Origin of the sequence: Lacrimispora sp. 38-1 (assembly GCF_049890855.1) — a bacterium.
In the GTDB taxonomy this organism is placed as follows: Bacteria; Bacillota; Clostridia; order Lachnospirales; family Lachnospiraceae; genus Lacrimispora.
The window spans coordinates 54,269-69,929 of the sequence record NZ_JBANEW010000053.1 but is presented as its reverse complement, the minus strand read 5'-3'; the positions used below and the strand labels follow the sequence as shown (position 1 = coordinate 69,929).

Below are 15,661 nucleotides of genomic sequence, written 5' to 3'. Positions count from 1 at the left end.
ATTTTATAAAATATAGTTTTATAATATTGTATATTTTCCCATTTGTCAACCATTATTTGAATATAATAAAAAAACAGCGCCGATTAGGTATAATCCCTGAAGCAGGCTCATAACCTGACTGCCTGAGGGATTATATCTGTCTCAACTCTGTCCGTATAATATCTTTTTTAAAATCTGGGTCACTTCCGGTGCTGACGCTTCCATCTCTGACCTTGTTGAAGCACTTCCTAAATATGCTGCAGCCAGCTTTCCGAAATAAAATTTCATATCGTCCGAATAATAATCAGGTATAGAAACATATTCCTCCACCAATGCTTTACTCATTGATAAATCTGTGGCCTCCTGGTTTTTCCCGTCATAGCAGCCATATTCATACCCGATAAATTCACAAAATGCCTCCGTGAGTTCGGAAGGATTGCAGATTTTTATTTTTTTATAGGTGGTATCAAGCGTATGACAGACATAATAAACTCCACTTCCGGTACTGGGAGCAGAAAAATAACGCTTGTCCGGATAATATAAAATCTCCCAGCCTTTGTCTGTAAATCGCTTTACCCAGTCTCTGGGCAGATTCTTGGAAGCCTCTGTAAAAGCCTCCTTAACCTCAGCAGATACCGTAGAACTGCTTTTTTTGCTTTCAATTACGATATCAAAATCTTTGTTTCTGTTACCAGTTTCATCCATATAAGAAAGGCCTACATACTGATTGGCAGCCATCTGCCCGTTATCAAAGAAATAATACCTTCCTCCTGCAACATACTTATACCCGGAAGAAGCCATCTCTCCTTTTGTGGAAAACCAGTACCAGCTTCCGTCCTGATCCTGAAACCAGCCTTTTTGTGCAGTTCCATCCTCATTATAATAATGCCATTTTTCCTCTTCGTCATTATAACACCAGCCTAGCTGCAGTTCTCCGGTTTCTGAAAACAGATAATCCATACCACGGATCCTTGTCCAGTCCGTACTCATATAACCATCAAAGCCGAAATAATACCAGCTTCCGTTAATCTTCTCCCAGCAGTTCTTTTTATAGGTCCCATCCTCTTTTAAAAATTTCCAGCCTCCGGAATCTTCCTTCCACTGCCAGTCCTCAGAGGCTTCCTGCTGATTACAGGCGATGCTTTGCTCCTGCCCGTTTTCTTCTGCAGCCATGGAACTCGTCACGGTTCCCATACTCAGGATAATTCCTGCTGAAATAACTGTTAACCATCTTTTCCTCAAGAATACTCAGCACTCCTTCCACGCCGTCCGCAAATCTGCAATCTATTAAAAGTTTACTATATTTTCAGCAAAATGTACAGTTTACAATATCTGAACTTTTTGTGAAGTTTTCCCAAACTTTTCTTCCCATTCTTTCAGTTTTGGGATATAATGAAAATCAATATGTTTTTTCAGAAAGAGAGGTTTCCCCATGAAATGGAAACGCGCCCTGGCAGTTATCGGTCTGGTACTGATCTGCTCCCTGTATGTGATTGCGCTTATATCTGCATTTTCTCATAGTTCGGAATCTAAAAAATGGCTGATGGCAGCAATTTATTCCACCGTTGTTATTCCTGTATTTTTATATGCCGCACAGCTTGTTGTCCGAGTCATAAGACCGGATGATAAACACAACGATACCGATACCACAAACAAAGAACAATAAAATAATCGGGTATCATTTAGAAATCACTTGAATTTAGATAGGGAATTGACTATAATAGAGATATAAAAAAGAACAACCACCTCACACAAGAGGTTGGCCTTTATTGAACAGACAGAACCACCACCCAATACCGGTCAAAGTATACAAGGGTGGTTTTTCTGTACCCATTTCTGGGATTTAGAGAAAAACTTTACTTACGATTATTATAAATAAAGGTAAGCAATGCAACAATGAACATACCAAAAGCCATAAGGTCTTTAAAGTCAAAATTCATCTGCATCACCTCCCATCTTATGTAAAATGGAAGGCCAACTCCTTGTAATAACATGATTGTTCCCTGTGAATATTTTACCACAAGAACTGATGTTCTGCAATCAAACTTTCTTTTTATTTCCTCCTAACTAATGAAAAAACACTGTGTCCTTATTACTGCTCCATCCAGCAATGTAACCAAAACTATAATCGTATGTGTCCAGTTCCAGGTGCTGACATAAAAATTTTACCATACATAAAAATAAGCAGAGACAGTAAGAATATTAATTCTACTGCTCTGCTCAGCGTAATAGCTGCAAATGATCCTAGCGATAGATGATATCATCTCTTCCCGGTCCGTTAGAAACCATAGTGATAGGAGTCTCAAGCTCTTTCTCAATAAATTCAATATAGTTTCTGCAATTCTCAGGCAGATCCTCATATTTTTTAATTCCTCTGATCTCACATTTCCAGCCTGGAAGTGTGGTATAAACCGGTTTTGCCTTATTAAGCTCCACTGTATTGGGGAAATCTTTTGTGACTTTTCCGTCAATTTCATACCCGATGCAGACAGGAAGCTCATCCAGATAACCAAGTACATCCAAAACAGTAAGCGCTGCCTCGGTAGCCCCCTGGATTCTGCATCCATATCTGGAAGCCACGGCATCAAACCAGCCCATACGTCTTGGCCTTCCTGTGGTTGCACCATACTCGCCGCCGTCACCGCCGCGGCGTCTTAACTCGTCTGCCTCATCACCGAAGATCTCGCTGACAAATGCACCCGCACCAACTGCGCTGGAATATGCCTTTACAACTGTGGTGATGTTCTTGATCTCGTATGGAGGTATGCCGGCGCCGATGGCTCCATATGCCGCCAGTGTGGAGGATGAGGTAACCATAGGATAAATTCCATGATCTGTATCCTTTAAGGATCCCAGCTGGCCTTCCAGTAAAATGTTCTTACCTTCCTTAATGGCATCGTGAAGATATCTGGAAACGTCGCAGACAAAAGGTTTCACCATCTCACGGTATTCAAGCAGAGTCTTAAATAATTCTTCCGGATCAATAGCCGGTTTATGATATAAATGCTCCATTAAAACATTCTTTGTCTCACAAACCCGTGCAACCTTTTCCTTCAATGACTCTTCATCAAACAGCTCGCTTACCTGGAAACCGATTTTAGCGTATTTATCTGAATAAAATGGTGCAATCCCTGATTTAGTGGAACCAAAGGACCGTTTTCCCAGACGCTCTTCTTCATACTGGTCAAACAGAATATGATATGGCATCAGAATCTGTGCACGGTCAGAAACCAGAATGTTTGGCTTCGGAACTCCCTTGCTCACAAGATCTTCCACTTCCTTAATTAAATAAGGTATGTTTAATGCCACGCCATTGCCGATAATACTGGTTGTATGGTTGTAGAATACACCTGACGGAAGAAGGTGAAGGGCAAACTTGCCGTAATTATTAATAATTGTATGTCCGGCATTACTTCCGCCCTGATACCGGATAATGATATCAGACTCCTTTGCCAGCATATCTGTGATTTTACCTTTTCCTTCATCGCCCCAGTTGGCGCCTACGATTGCTCTTACCATTCGATTAATCCTCCTATGAGTGAAAAAATACCTTTTACTTCCCTATGATAGCGCAAAGATTCACATAAGTAAAGTCAATATTATTTATATTTGGCATAAGTCTAGATTATATCATTTGTCATAAGTTTCAGGATCTTCTTCCCTGCAGGGGAAACAGGAGTCTTACTGTCCGTGATAATGGCAAACTGCCGCCCCGGCATGGACTCTTTAAACTGCAGTTCTATCAGATTTCCTTTCTCAAGTTCCATTTCCGCAAATCCCGACATGACACAGCCAATTCCTAAATTCCGCATTGCAAACTGAACGATCATATCACTGGTGGAGAGTTCGAATTCCGGCTCCACTTCCAATCCCCGCTCTTTTAAGAAATCATCCATAAACGTACGGGTACTGGTATTCTTTTCCAGAAAGATACAGGGAAGCTCCTTCAGGATATCATAACTTAGTTTTTTCCCTTCCAGATGCTTAAACTTCTCTCCTGCAATAAAAACATTGCGTACTTCCTTTACCGGAGTGCTTTTTACCTCACTTCTCGCCTCAAAGGGCGTGCTCACCACTCCGAAATCAATTTTTCCGTCATAAAGGAAGCGAAGGGTTTCCGGTGTGGGACCGTTGGAAACCGTCACTTTAATTCCAGGATAAAGCTCATGGAATTTTTCCAGATAGGGAAGCAGATAAAACTGAAGTGTCATATCACTGGCTCCGATTCGCACCTCTCCTGTTTCCAGATCCCTCATCCGCCTTAGCATATTTTCCCCATGCCAGATATTTTCTAAACCGGATTTCACATATTCGAATAAAAATTCTCCCTCTCTTGTCAGCTTTACTCCTTTTGACATCCGCATAAAAAGCTGGCAGTCCAACGACTGTTCCAGCTGTCTTACTGCCTGGCTGACTGCCGGCTGGGAGATGCAGAGCTTTTCTGAAGCCAGTGTAATACTCCCTAAATTTGCCACATAATAAAAAACCTTATAATATTCCAGACTGCTGCTCATGGCTCCTCCTGACAAACGAAAAACTGCAGACAGACTCATTGACAAATATCAGTCTGTCCGCAGCTTTCTTATACATTGATTTCTGCTGTCATTCCAAGAAGTTCCTGGTTGTCCTTAAGAAGAGGACGAATCACCTCATCAAGGTATATTTCAACCTGAGCCGGGGCACAGCCTACATACTTCTTAGGGTCCATGCTCTTTTTCAGTTCTTCTAACGAGAGATTAAAGGATGGGTCTGCTGCAATGAGTTCCAGCAGATTGTTATCCAGTCCGTTCACCTTGACATTCTTTCCGGCTTCCATGGAAAGCTCACGGATCCGCTCGTGAAGTTCCTGTCTGTCGCCGCCAGCCTTCACCGCATCCATCATGATGTTTTCCGTCGCCATAAAGGGAAGTTCCGCCATCATATGCTTTTCAATAACCCTGGGATAAACTACAAGACCGTCCACCACATTTAAATAGAGATCCAGAATTCCGTCTATTGCAAGAAAACCTTCGGGCACACTCAGACGTTTGTTGGCAGAATCATCCAGTGTTCGTTCAAACCACTGGGTGGAAGAAACAAGCATGGGATTCATCACATCGGCCATTACGTAGTTTGACAGTGATGCAATTCTCTCACTTCTCATGGGATTTCTCTTGTAAGCCATGGCTGACGAACCGATCTGGCTCTTTTCAAACGGTTCTTCCACTTCTTTTAAATGCTGAAGAAGGCGGATATCATTGGAAAACTTATGGGCGCTCTGGGCAATTCCTGCGAGAACGTTAATAACCCGGCTGTCAACCTTACGGGAGTAGGTCTGGCCAGAAACCGGATAGCATCCCTTAAATCCCATCTTTTCTGCAATTATGGCGTCTACTTTTCTTACTCTGTCCATATCCCCGTCAAACAGCTCCAAGAAGCTGGCCTGGGTTCCGGTAGTTCCTTTGGAACCAAGAAGGCGAATGGTATCAAGAAGATAATCCAGATCTTCTAAATCCATGGTAAGATCATGGAGCCATAACGTGGCTCTCTTACCTACGGTCGTTGGCTGGGCCGGCTGAAAGTGGGTAAATGCAAGAGTGGGTAAATCTTTATAGCTGTCTGCAAACTTTGCAAGCTCACTGATTACGTTAATCAGTTTTTTCCGCACCAGCAAAAGTGCCTCTGTCATAACAATAATGTCTGTATTATCACCAACATAACAGGAGGTGGCTCCAAGATGAATGATACCTTTTGCCTTCGGGCACTGTACTCCATACGCATATACGTGAGACATCACATCGTGGCGGACCTCTTTTTCCCGCTGTATGGCAACCTCGTAATTGATGTCATCCTGAAACGCTTTCAGTTCCTCTATCTGTTCTTCCGTAATGGGAAGCCCCAGTTCTTTTTCTGTTTCCGCCAGAGCAATCCACAGTTTTCTCCAGGTTTTAAATTTCTTATCAGGAGAAAAAATGTACTGCATCTCCTTGCTGGCATAACGCTCAGACAGCGGGCTTTGGTATCGATCTGTCATGTTCCTTTCATTCCTCCTTGGGTTTCGTTGTAGAGCTATTTTAGCATATTTTTCTTACTATGGGAAGAGCAGGCAGGGACCGTCCGCCGGTTATATGATGCGAACCGGCCTGACAGCCCCTGATCTCTTTGTCCTTTTTATCTGCTGTATTCTCCGCGGATATCTTCTTTCGGCGGCTCAATGGGATAGTTCCCGCTGAAGCATGCCGTACAGATGGGCAACCCTTCTGCCATTTCCTTCAGTCGTTCCATGTTTAAATAAGACAGGGAATCTGCTTCCAGAAGATCCCGGATCTCTTCAATGCTTCTGTTATGGGCGATCAGCTGATCTTCATCAGGAATATCCGTTCCGAAATAGCAGGGGTGGAGAAAAGGAGGTGCACTGATCCGCACATGAACCTCACTGGCACCAGCCTCCCGCAGCATGTTCACGATCAGGGCGCTGGTTGTTCCCCTGACTATGGAATCATCAATCATGATTACCCGTTTTCCCACAACCGCTTCTCTTAACACATTCAGTTTAATTCTGACTGAAGATTCCCGGTTGCTCTGTTTCGGTTTAATGAAGGTTCTTCCCACGTAGGAATTCTTCACAAATGCCGTACCATAGGGGATCCCTGACTGAAGGGAATATCCAAGGGCCGCTGCATTTCCGGATTCCGGTACGCCTACCACCACATCGGCCTCTACAGGAGAATCCACAGCCAGTGCACGGCCTGCACAAAGTCTGGAATGATAGACACTCACTCCGTCAAAAACACTGTCCGGTCTGGCAAAATAGATATATTCAAAAATACATCTGGCCTCCTTCGATTTCTCTTTAAAACAGAGGCTGGTATCCGATACAATTCCGTCTTTTGTTATGGTTACAATCTCTCCCGGGAGAACATCACGGACAAATTCCGCACCGATGGTATCAAGAGCGCAGCTTTCCGATACAATGATATAAGCATTGTCCCGTTTCCCAATGCATAACGGCTTAAATCCATATGGATCCCTTGCCCCGATCAGTTTACGCGGACTCATGACAACCAGAGAATAAGCTCCCACAATTTTTTTCATGGCATTGGCAACCGCTGCCTCTACAGAAGGGGTCTTAACCCGCTCTCTGGCAACATGATATGCAATTACTTCGGAATCAATCGTGGTCTGAAAAATCGCTCCGCTGTACTCTAACTCTCTGCGAAGCTCCGGTGCATTCACCAGATTCCCGTTATGAGCCATGGCAAGAGTTCCTTTTACGTAATTAAGCACAAGGGGCTGGGCATTTTCCCGTGTACTGCTTCCAGCCGTTGAATAACGAACATGACCTACCCCGATATTGCCATGAAGACCTTCCAAAACCTCGGGAGTAAAAACCTCGTTACATAACCCCATCCCCTTATGCGCACTTACTTTTCCTTTCGGACCTTCGGTATCGCTGACAGCAATTCCGCAGCTCTCCTGTCCTCTGTGCTGTAATGCAAACAGACCGTAATAAATGGTGGAAGCAACGTCTCCGCCGTCGAAATCATAGATGCCGAAGACGCCGCACTCCTCATGTAACTCTTCTTCTATATTGAAGTTCAATTCGTTACTCATGAAATGTCTACCCTCTCTGTGCTGTTTACTGAATTCCAAGACGCCTGAATATCTCCTCATATGCATCTTCCACACCGCCTAAATCTCTGCGGAAACGATCCTTATCCAGCTTTTCGTGAGTATCCTTATCCCACAGTCTGCATGTATCAGGAGAGATTTCGTCGGCAAGTATTATCTGACCGTGGTAACGGCCAAACTCGATCTTAAAGTCAATCAGATCGATATTTAAGGTGTTAAAGTACTCGATGAGAACTTCGTTTACCAGAAACGCATACTTTGTAATGGCATCGATCTCTTCTTTGGTTGCAAGATTAAGAGCCAGAGCATAGTAATCGTTGATAAACGGATCTCCTAAATCATCATTTTTATAGCTGAATTCAAGTGTAGGACAGGCAAATTTAATTCCCTCTTCCATTCCCATCTTTTTCGCAAAACTTCCGGCAGAATAGTTTCTGATAATTACCTCCAGAGGAACGATCTCCACTTTTTTCACTGCAGTCTCACGGTCGTTTAATTCTTCAACCAGATGAGTCGGAACACCCTTGGCTTCTAACTTTTTGAAAACAAAATTGGTCATGCGGTTATTTATCGCACCTTTTCCAACAATTGTGCCTTTTTTGAGACCATTGAAAGCTGTGGCATCATCTTTATAAGAAACAATCAACACGTCCGGATCCTCAGTAGTATAGACCTTCTTTGCTTTTCCCTCATACAGCATTTCTTTTTTCTCCACGGTATCCACCTGTCCTTTTCTGAATTAATTTATAAGTTTTTCAAATAAAACTCTGGTGTTTCAGTAGAAATTATAATACAGTAAAAATCGGATTGCAACTGGTTTTATTATTATAAATACTAATGACCAATATACATATCTGTTTCTCAATCTGACTTTTTAAGGATCTGCCGCTCCACTCTCTGCCACAGTTTCAGTTCCCCTTCTTTTAAATCCAGAGAAAGTCCTCGCTCTCTCACCTCTCCATCTGCATCTTTCAAAAAAGGCATCCCGGCCATAGTTTCTTCCAGATATTCCGTCCTGACAGCATAGAGATTTCTCAGTTCACTGCAAATTTGTTCTCTCTGCCTGGGAAATAAAACCGCAGCTTCAAAAAGCAGACAGCAGTACAAAAGATAAAACACCCCCCTCTGCCTTTTCCCTGGAGCAAATGCCCACTTTAAGCTTCTCCATGTTTTTTTTCTTTTATTATAACTCCTGAAACGATAATTTTTCAAAACTGTATTCATAAATCAGCTCCTGTCCTGATCAAGTCATAGTATACGGCAAATGGGAAATTTAAAAACTGATATCCAGAATGAAAGAAATGTCTGACCTTATTATATACGATAGTAAAAAAAGCTTCAAGCATTACTTTCTGCCCGAAGCTTTTTGTTAAATAATTATTTTGCTGCTGTTGTACTCTCTGTGGTAGGCTGGCCATTGCTTTCACCGGTAATTTTATCAACGCCTTTTTCCACGCCCTTTACAGCATCATTAACAACTCCTGTGCTGCTTTCCTTACCTTCATCAGCCTTGGTTGCACCGCCTGTAGTTGTTGATCCGCCAGTAGTTGTCTGTGCTTTTGTACCGGCTGCTGTAGTAGTCTGTGTCGTTCCGGCTTTTGTTCCATCAGTTCCGTTGGTTGTACCGCATGCTGTCAGACACATAACTGACATAATGACAAGAATTGCAAATACATATGGTTTAATTTTTTTCATAATACTTTCTCCTTTCATATTCTATACTTAGTATGTGTCAAGGAGAAATGAATTATAGTGGAAAATTTTGGAAAAAATCAGGATTCTATTACGTCTTTCATGGTATAAAGTCCCGGTTTTTTCCCTGCTAAAAATTTGGCGGCAGATACTGCTCCCCGTGCAAAGATTGCTTTGGAATAAGCAGTGTGCTGGAACGTAATCACCTCATCGGTTCCGGCAAAAATCACATCATGCTCTCCCACAATGGTTCCCCCGCGGACTGCACTAATTCCGATTTCCTTCTTATCTCTTGCTTTTCTTACCTGGCTTCTGTCATAAACATAATGAAATTCCTGGTCCATGGCCTCATTAATGGAATCTGCAAGCGCAAGAGCCGTTCCGCTTGGAGAATCCAGTTTTTTATTATGATGCTTCTCCAGAATCTCAATGTCAAATCCTGCACCTGCAAGCACCAGTGCTGCATCTTTTATCAGCTTCATTAACAGATTTACACCTAAGGACATGTTTGCAGACCGGAGCACCGCCACCTGTCTGGATGCATCTTCTACCAGCTTTACCTGCTCCTCAGAAAGCCCTGTTGTACACAAAACCACCGGAATGTGTTTTTCGATACTGTAATGAAGGAGGCCCTCCACGGCCTTTGCAGAAGTGAAATCAACGATTACATCTGCTTTTACATCACAGGACTCTAAGGAAGAAAATACCGGGTATGAATTTTCTTTCGTCATGTTGGGATCAATCCCTGCAACAATCTCTATATTTTTTTCTTCCGCTGCAATACCGGAAATGACCTGTCCCATGGCCCCGTTACAGCCGTGCATTATCATCTTAATCATGATTTCCTCCATACGTATATCTTACACCGGTTATAAAATTCCATACTCTTTCATGGCAATTTTTAAATATTCCTGATTTTTTTCTTCCATCTCGGTCAAAGGAAGCCGCATTGGTCCTGCCTGCCTTCCCATGAGATTTAACGCTGCTTTCACGGGAATCGGATTCACTTCGCAAAATAATGCATTAATTAACGGAATTGCTTCCAGCTGCAGTCTTGCGCTGCGTTTCACATCACCATCCAGATATGCCTGGCAGATCTCATGTGTCTTGGCCGGAGCAACATTAGAAAGGACAGAAATAACACCTCTTCCGCCCAAAGACATGATGGGAACAATCTGGTTATCATTGCCGGAATAAACATCGGCTTTCCCGTCAGTCAGACTCAGCAGATCAGCGATGGCGGAAAAATCACCGCTGGCCTCTTTCACTCCTACGATGTTCGGAACGTTAAGACAGAGATCTGCAATGGTACGGGCTGTAATGGTAACACCGGTTCTTCCTGGTATATTATAAAGAAGAATGGGAATATTCACGGCATCTGCCACAGCCTTAAAATGAGCTTTTAAACCGTTCTGAGTCGCTTTATTATAGTATGGAGAAACCAAAAGAAGGCCATCCGCTCCCAGCTTTTGCGCTTCTTCAGACAGATAAACGGCTGTTTCCGTACAATTTGAACCGGTACCGGCTATGACCGGAATTCTTTTTTTCGTTACCTCACATACATATTTGATTACATCCAAATGTTCCTCATGAGTCATCGTCGATGCTTCCCCGGTGGTTCCGCACGCAACAATTGCATCAGTTCCCTCTGCGATCTGCTCCTCCACCAATTTTTCAAGTACCTCATAATTTACAAGTCCGTTCTCCTGAAAAGGTGTAACTAGCGCTACTCCGGCGCCTTCATAAATTGCCATGGTCTTATCCTCCTGATTCTTTATCGTTATACATAGTAAACTTCTAAGGGCCCTTTGCTTCTCTGCTCTTCCTGCCGAAACGAAAAAACAGAGCTGACAACAGGGTCAGCTCTTAAAGTCCAGAATCTGGTAATCTCATCTTTCTTTAAGTAGCTCCCCATCCATACGGATGACAGTCATATGGCTGTTAACCATATGCCCAGAACAGATATGTTCAGGCCATACCGTTCTTCGGCGTCTATTCCTTTCCCCTGTCCTCCTCTGTACCTGATACATCGGACAGCGTACTCTTAATCAACGCAACCTCTACTCTATTATGTATGTTACCATACTAACATTATTATTTTGTATTGTCAACTTTAACATGATTGATTTCCAGTATACTGTCTACATAAGGTTCTATCTTCTTTGAAAATATCTTACCGGTTAATACGACCTCCATCTCATCAACTTTGGACTGGAGAAGTTTTATAAGCTCTTCCGCTTCCAGTATCCCCTGGTCCAAAAGCCCAAGAATTTCATCCAGAATCAGCATATCACATTCACCTGTGGATACTACTTTTCTGGCAAAATTAAGACCATTGCGGATATTCATGCGCTCCTCTTCCTGCCGTTCCATAGAAAGGTTTTCAAAGAACCCATCGCACTTTTCAAACCGGAAAATCTTCATCTCCGGCTCCAGCCTCTTCATGATCTCCAGAGATCCCCGTCCCTGACAGCCTTTCAAAAACTGTATCATGATGACAGTCCTGTTCTTCGTCAGAGCCTCGATTCCCATGCCGAGTGCAGAAGACGTCTTGCCTTTTCCTTCCCCGCATATAACCTGTATCGTACCTCGATTCATCTTTCAGCACCTCATAACAGCTAAAAAGCAATTATTTAATTATTATGTTAGAACCTGCTTATCGTATCATATAATTAATATTTTTTCAAGTTTTCTTATTATTTTCTTAATATATTAATAATATTTACTCGGAACATTCCAGCTTGCTGACTGACACCTCGTAAGCCACCCTCTTTTCACACTCTGTATCCGTGAGCTTTTTGGTGTACTCTCTGCTCTGGACTCTTCCCCAGACTTTAACTCTGGTTCCTACGGTAAAACCAGAAGCATATCTTGCATTTCTTCCCCATGCAATACAGGGTATGTAATCGGACTTTCCATAAGGGCGGTTAACTGCAAGGAGTAAATCTGCAATTTCCCTTCCCAACGGAGTTTTTCTGTAAATGGGTGCTTTGCAGATATATCCATCCAGAAAAATCTGATTGGTTTTTGTGTAGTCTGTAAACTCTTCCATAAAGTGGATCTCCCGGACAAATACAGAAAGTACAAGGCGGTTTTTTGTTCCCTCGTGACGATTATAGGAACGGAACTGGCCTACCGCTTCTATCGTACAACTTTCGTAATTTCCTTCCACGTCGATGAGACGTTCTGAAATCATAAGCGGAATCACGTCTGCCTGATCACTGAGACGGTTCACCGCAATGTCCACCATATAAAATCCTTCTCCAAAAACCTCATGGCTGAAGGTGAAGCCGGAGACAATCTCTCCGATAACGCTTACTTTGTTGTTTTCAATCATTTTTTCTGACATAGTATTTCTCCTCTTCTTTCACTAATTTGCTAATATGCTTCACAGCTAATATTAAATTTATGTGGTAGAATACACTAAAATGATAAAAAACATACCAAAAATATCGACATAATGGAGCAGAATGCACAAAAAATAATGGAGAATGCTGACTGATCGGCGATATTTCGGCGATCTGCGTCAGCATTCTCCTGTATATAACAATTTATACTAAAGATTTTTTATTCTGTGAAGTTCTTTTTCTTACTGTTGGATCCAGAATCTTCTTTCTGATTCGAAGGCTGACCGGTGTGATCTCCAACAGCTCATCTACATCAATAAAGTCAAGAGACTGCTCTAAGCTCATCTCCTTTGGAGTGGTGAGTTTCAGTGCGTCATCTGCACCGGAAGAACGGGTATTGGTCAGCTTCTTGGACTTGCAGACATTGATTTCAATATCTTCGGCCTTGGGATTCTGTCCGATTACCATACCGGAATATACCTTGACTCCGGCTCCGATAAACAGTGTTCCTCTCTCCTGGGCATTGTAAAGTCCATAGGTTATGGATTCCCCTGATTCATAAGCAATTAAGGATCCTGATTTCCGATAGGATAAATCTCCCTTATACGGTGCATAATCATCAAATGCAGTATTCATGATTCCGTTTCCCTTGGTGTCTGTCATAAATTCACCGCGGTAGCCGATCAGACCTCTGGATGGGATGGAGAATTCCAGTCTTGTATAACCGCCGTTTGCCGGGCTCATTCCCTGAAGCTCACCCTTACGGCTTGTCAGCTTCTGAATAACAGCTCCGGTAAATTCTTCCGGTACGTCGATATAAGCAATCTCCATAGGTTCCAGTTTTCTGTTTCTTTCGTCATAATGATACAAAACTTCCGCTTTACTTACTGCAAATTCAAAGCCTTCCCGTCTCATGTTCTCAATCAGTACGGATAAATGAAGCTCTCCTCTTCCGGATACCTTAAAGCAGTCAGGAGATTCTGTCTCCTCCACACGAAGGCTGACGTCAGTGTTTAATTCGCGGAATAAACGTTCTCTTAAATGACGGGAAGTAATGAATTTACCTTCCTGTCCTGCAAGGGGGCTGTCGTTAACCATGAAATTCATGGCAATGGTCGGCTCGGATATTTTCTGGAACGAAATGGCCTCCGGATTCTCTACGGAGCAGAGCGTATCACCGATATGGATATCCGCAATACCTGAGATCGCTACGATGGCTCCGATTCCGGCTTCCTGTACTTCTACCTTATTAAGGCCTTCATATTCATACAGTTTGCCTACCTTAACCTTGCGGAATTTGTCGGGTTCATGATGATTTACGATAACACATTCCTGGTTCACCTTGATTCTTCCGTTATCTACCTTACCTACTCCGATTCGTCCCACATATTCATTATAATCAATGGTACTGATTAACAGCTGGGTAGAGGCATCCGGATCTCCTTCCGGTGCCGGAATATGATCAATGACTGTCTGGAATAAAGGAGCCATGTCAACACCCTCATCATCAAGCTCTTTTTTTGCAAATCCTGCTTTTGCAGAAGCATAAAGGAACGGACAATCCAGCTGCTCTTCACTTGCATCAAGATCCATAAGAAGCTCTAAAACTTCTTCTTCCACCTCTTCCGGTCTTGCTTCCGGTCTGTCAATCTTATTGATGCAGGCAACAACGGAAAGTCCTAACTCCAGCGCTTTTCTTAAAACAAACTTGGTCTGGGGCATAACTCCTTCATAAGCGTCTACAACAAGAATAACTCCGTTAACCATCTTTAATACACGTTCTACTTCACCGCCGAAATCCGCATGTCCTGGTGTATCAATAATATTAATCTTTGTTTCTCCGAAATGAACTGCCGTATTCTTGGATAAGATGGTGATTCCGCGCTCTCTTTCAATATCATTGGAATCCATAACGCGTTCTACCACTTCCTGATTCTCGCGGAATATACCGCTCTGCTTTAACAGGGCATCCACAAGCGTAGTTTTACCATGATCGACGTGGGCAATGATTGCCACATTCCTGACGTCTTCTCTTTTCATCTTCATAAATGTACTCTTCTTTCTGTTATTCAAGCATAATACAGGTCATTCACTCCCATATCATAAAAAACTAAGGACCTGCTATGCCCTTAGTTTCATCTACATTATCACGATTTATTAGTATAACACCTGAAATATAATATTGCAAGATTTTTTTCTTTTTTCTGCAAATGCACTATAACTCCGGAAACAATAAGACTTCTTTTTCAAGCATACTGTAATATACAGAACCGGATACCTCAAGCTTTGCTTTCCCGCCTGTGGCCTCCGTAATGTCCGCCTGAAGCTTTAAGATCTCTTCGTCCGGCACAAGGGCTGTAAAAGCGACCCGGTCCGTATACTCACTGTTTAAAACCGCAAGTTTCTGCTGGCCTAAAAGATACTGTATCTTACCGGCTCCGTTATAATCCGTATCAATCAGAAGTTTTTTTGCAGGAACCAGAGTCAGAACCGTACATGCCTTTAAACCTTCTTTCACCGCTCCGGAATAAGCCCTCACAAGACCTCCTGTTCCAAGAAGCGTACCGCCAAAATAACGGGTGACAACCACGCAGATGTTAACGATTTCTTCCCCTTCCAGAACATCAAGCATCGGTTTTCCTGCTGTCTGGCTGGGTTCTCCGTCGTCGCTGCAGCGCTTTCCTTCCCCGTTTTCCCCTAAAACCCAGGCATAACAGTTATGACTGGCATCCCAGTATTTTTTTCTGATTTCTTCTATAAAAGCCTGAGCCTCTTCTTCTGTATTAACAGGCCGGAAGCTGGCTATAAAACGGGATTTCTTTTCAATAAGCTCTCCCGTACCTTCCCTGTATAATATTTTATAAGCTTTCCTCATAAGCATCCTCATTTCTTCTATATAAACAATCCTTTCCCATTATATCCAAAATCAGGATCAGGATCAAGGTTTCCTGTATAAAAGTATAAATTTGTTCCTAAAATGGTAAGTGTTGAATTGCACGACAATTTTTGGTATAATGGACCGGTAAAGGAGG

The 15,661-nt window shown here is 42.7% G+C and carries 16 protein-coding genes and 1 riboswitch; of the genes, 1 reads left to right on the top strand and 15 read right to left on the bottom strand.

Going from position 1 to position 15,661, the window contains the following annotated elements:
• Positions 1-141: 141 nt before the first annotated feature.
• Positions 142-1,221, bottom strand: a complete 1,080-nt coding sequence (locus tag V7D18_RS12965; RefSeq protein WP_426154694.1) for a cell wall-binding protein — start codon at positions 1,219-1,221, stop codon at positions 142-144.
• A 190-nt stretch (positions 1,222-1,411) separates the two neighbouring features.
• Between V7D18_RS12965 and V7D18_RS12960 the strand changes: the two genes are divergently transcribed.
• Positions 1,412-1,645: a hypothetical protein gene (locus tag V7D18_RS12960; protein WP_426154693.1), complete on the top strand. Its 234-nt coding sequence runs from the start codon at positions 1,412-1,414 to the stop codon at positions 1,643-1,645.
• Positions 1,646-1,835: 190 nt separating this feature from the next.
• Here V7D18_RS12960 and V7D18_RS12955 read toward each other — a convergent pair whose 3' ends face one another.
• The 14 genes from V7D18_RS12955 to V7D18_RS12890 form a co-directional block, all read right to left on the bottom strand.
• Complete coding sequence (locus V7D18_RS12955; protein ID WP_426154919.1) at positions 1,836-1,895, bottom strand: putative holin-like toxin; 60 nt, start codon at positions 1,893-1,895, stop codon at positions 1,836-1,838.
• A 328-nt stretch (positions 1,896-2,223) separates the two neighbouring features.
• Positions 2,224-3,498 carry an adenylosuccinate synthase gene (locus V7D18_RS12950; protein WP_426154692.1) on the bottom strand — a complete coding sequence of 425 codons (1,275 nt, stop codon included), beginning with the start codon at positions 3,496-3,498 and terminating at the stop codon, positions 2,224-2,226.
• 101 nt (positions 3,499-3,599) lie between these two features.
• Positions 3,600-4,493 (bottom strand): LysR family transcriptional regulator, encoded by an 894-nt coding sequence (locus V7D18_RS12945; protein WP_426154691.1) that lies wholly within the window; start codon positions 4,491-4,493, stop codon positions 3,600-3,602.
• A 68-nt stretch (positions 4,494-4,561) separates the two neighbouring features.
• A complete protein-coding gene (purB, locus tag V7D18_RS12940; RefSeq protein ID WP_426154690.1) occupies positions 4,562-5,992 on the bottom strand; it encodes an adenylosuccinate lyase in 1,431 nt (476 codons plus the stop codon).
• A gap of 137 nt (positions 5,993-6,129) precedes the next feature.
• Complete coding sequence (gene purF / locus V7D18_RS12935) at positions 6,130-7,572, bottom strand: amidophosphoribosyltransferase (protein ID WP_426154689.1); 1,443 nt, start codon at positions 7,570-7,572, stop codon at positions 6,130-6,132.
• Between the two features lie 25 nt (positions 7,573-7,597).
• Entirely contained in the window at positions 7,598-8,305 is a 708-nt protein-coding gene (purC, locus tag V7D18_RS12930; RefSeq protein ID WP_426154688.1) for a phosphoribosylaminoimidazolesuccinocarboxamide synthase, read from the bottom strand.
• 146 nt (positions 8,306-8,451) lie between these two features.
• A complete protein-coding gene (locus V7D18_RS12925; protein WP_426154687.1) occupies positions 8,452-8,814 on the bottom strand; it encodes a hypothetical protein in 363 nt (120 codons plus the stop codon).
• Between the two features lie 153 nt (positions 8,815-8,967).
• Positions 8,968-9,285 (bottom strand): hypothetical protein, encoded by a 318-nt coding sequence (locus V7D18_RS12920; RefSeq protein WP_426154686.1) that lies wholly within the window; start codon positions 9,283-9,285, stop codon positions 8,968-8,970.
• Between the two features lie 77 nt (positions 9,286-9,362).
• On the bottom strand, positions 9,363-10,121 hold the full coding sequence (gene dapB, locus V7D18_RS12915) for a 4-hydroxy-tetrahydrodipicolinate reductase (RefSeq protein ID WP_426154685.1): 759 nt from the start codon (positions 10,119-10,121) through the stop codon (positions 9,363-9,365).
• Positions 10,122-10,151: 30 nt separating this feature from the next.
• Positions 10,152-11,036 carry a 4-hydroxy-tetrahydrodipicolinate synthase gene (gene dapA, locus V7D18_RS12910; protein WP_426154684.1) on the bottom strand — a complete coding sequence of 295 codons (885 nt, stop codon included), beginning with the start codon at positions 11,034-11,036 and terminating at the stop codon, positions 10,152-10,154.
• Positions 11,037-11,178: 142 nt separating this feature from the next.
• Positions 11,179-11,353: riboswitch (Lysine riboswitch) on the bottom strand.
• Positions 11,354-11,376: 23 nt separating this feature from the next.
• Positions 11,377-11,880: a cob(I)yrinic acid a,c-diamide adenosyltransferase gene (locus V7D18_RS12905; protein WP_426154683.1), complete on the bottom strand. Its 504-nt coding sequence runs from the start codon at positions 11,878-11,880 to the stop codon at positions 11,377-11,379.
• A 124-nt stretch (positions 11,881-12,004) separates the two neighbouring features.
• Positions 12,005-12,631: a single-stranded DNA-binding protein gene (locus tag V7D18_RS12900; RefSeq protein ID WP_104439027.1), complete on the bottom strand. Its 627-nt coding sequence runs from the start codon at positions 12,629-12,631 to the stop codon at positions 12,005-12,007.
• A gap of 202 nt (positions 12,632-12,833) precedes the next feature.
• Positions 12,834-14,675: a translational GTPase TypA gene (typA, locus tag V7D18_RS12895; protein ID WP_426154682.1), complete on the bottom strand. Its 1,842-nt coding sequence runs from the start codon at positions 14,673-14,675 to the stop codon at positions 12,834-12,836.
• Between the two features lie 169 nt (positions 14,676-14,844).
• Positions 14,845-15,504, bottom strand: coding sequence for a YigZ family protein (locus tag V7D18_RS12890; RefSeq protein ID WP_426154681.1), 660 nt, complete (start codon positions 15,502-15,504; stop codon positions 14,845-14,847).
• Positions 15,505-15,661: the final 157 nt, after the last annotated feature.

Excerpts from the sequence above, each read along its gene's own strand:
- V7D18_RS12960 (WP_426154693.1), top strand. The coding sequence starts at position 1,412 with ATGAAATGGAAACGCGCCCTGGCAGTTATCGGTCTGGTACTGATCTGC.
- V7D18_RS12925 (WP_426154687.1), bottom strand. The coding sequence starts at position 8,814 with ATGAATACAGTTTTGAAAAATTATCGTTTCAGGAGTTATAATAAAAGA.
- V7D18_RS12945 (WP_426154691.1), bottom strand. The coding sequence starts at position 4,493 with ATGAGCAGCAGTCTGGAATATTATAAGGTTTTTTATTATGTGGCAAAT.
- purF (WP_426154689.1), bottom strand. The coding sequence starts at position 7,572 with ATGAGTAACGAATTGAACTTCAATATAGAAGAAGAGTTACATGAGGAG.
- V7D18_RS12890 (WP_426154681.1), bottom strand. The coding sequence starts at position 15,504 with ATGAGGAAAGCTTATAAAATATTATACAGGGAAGGTACGGGAGAGCTT.
- dapB (WP_426154685.1), bottom strand. The coding sequence starts at position 10,121 with ATGATTAAGATGATAATGCACGGCTGTAACGGGGCCATGGGACAGGTC.
- V7D18_RS12900 (WP_104439027.1), bottom strand. The coding sequence starts at position 12,631 with ATGTCAGAAAAAATGATTGAAAACAACAAAGTAAGCGTTATCGGAGAG.
- V7D18_RS12920 (WP_426154686.1), bottom strand. The coding sequence starts at position 9,285 with ATGAAAAAAATTAAACCATATGTATTTGCAATTCTTGTCATTATGTCA.
- V7D18_RS12905 (WP_426154683.1), bottom strand. The coding sequence starts at position 11,880 with ATGAATCGAGGTACGATACAGGTTATATGCGGGGAAGGAAAAGGCAAG.
- typA (WP_426154682.1), bottom strand. The coding sequence starts at position 14,675 with ATGAAGATGAAAAGAGAAGACGTCAGGAATGTGGCAATCATTGCCCAC.
- V7D18_RS12950 (WP_426154692.1), bottom strand. The coding sequence starts at position 3,498 with ATGGTAAGAGCAATCGTAGGCGCCAACTGGGGCGATGAAGGAAAAGGT.
- dapA (WP_426154684.1), bottom strand. The coding sequence starts at position 11,036 with ATGGCAATTTATGAAGGCGCCGGAGTAGCGCTAGTTACACCTTTTCAG.
- purB (WP_426154690.1), bottom strand. The coding sequence starts at position 5,992 with ATGACAGATCGATACCAAAGCCCGCTGTCTGAGCGTTATGCCAGCAAG.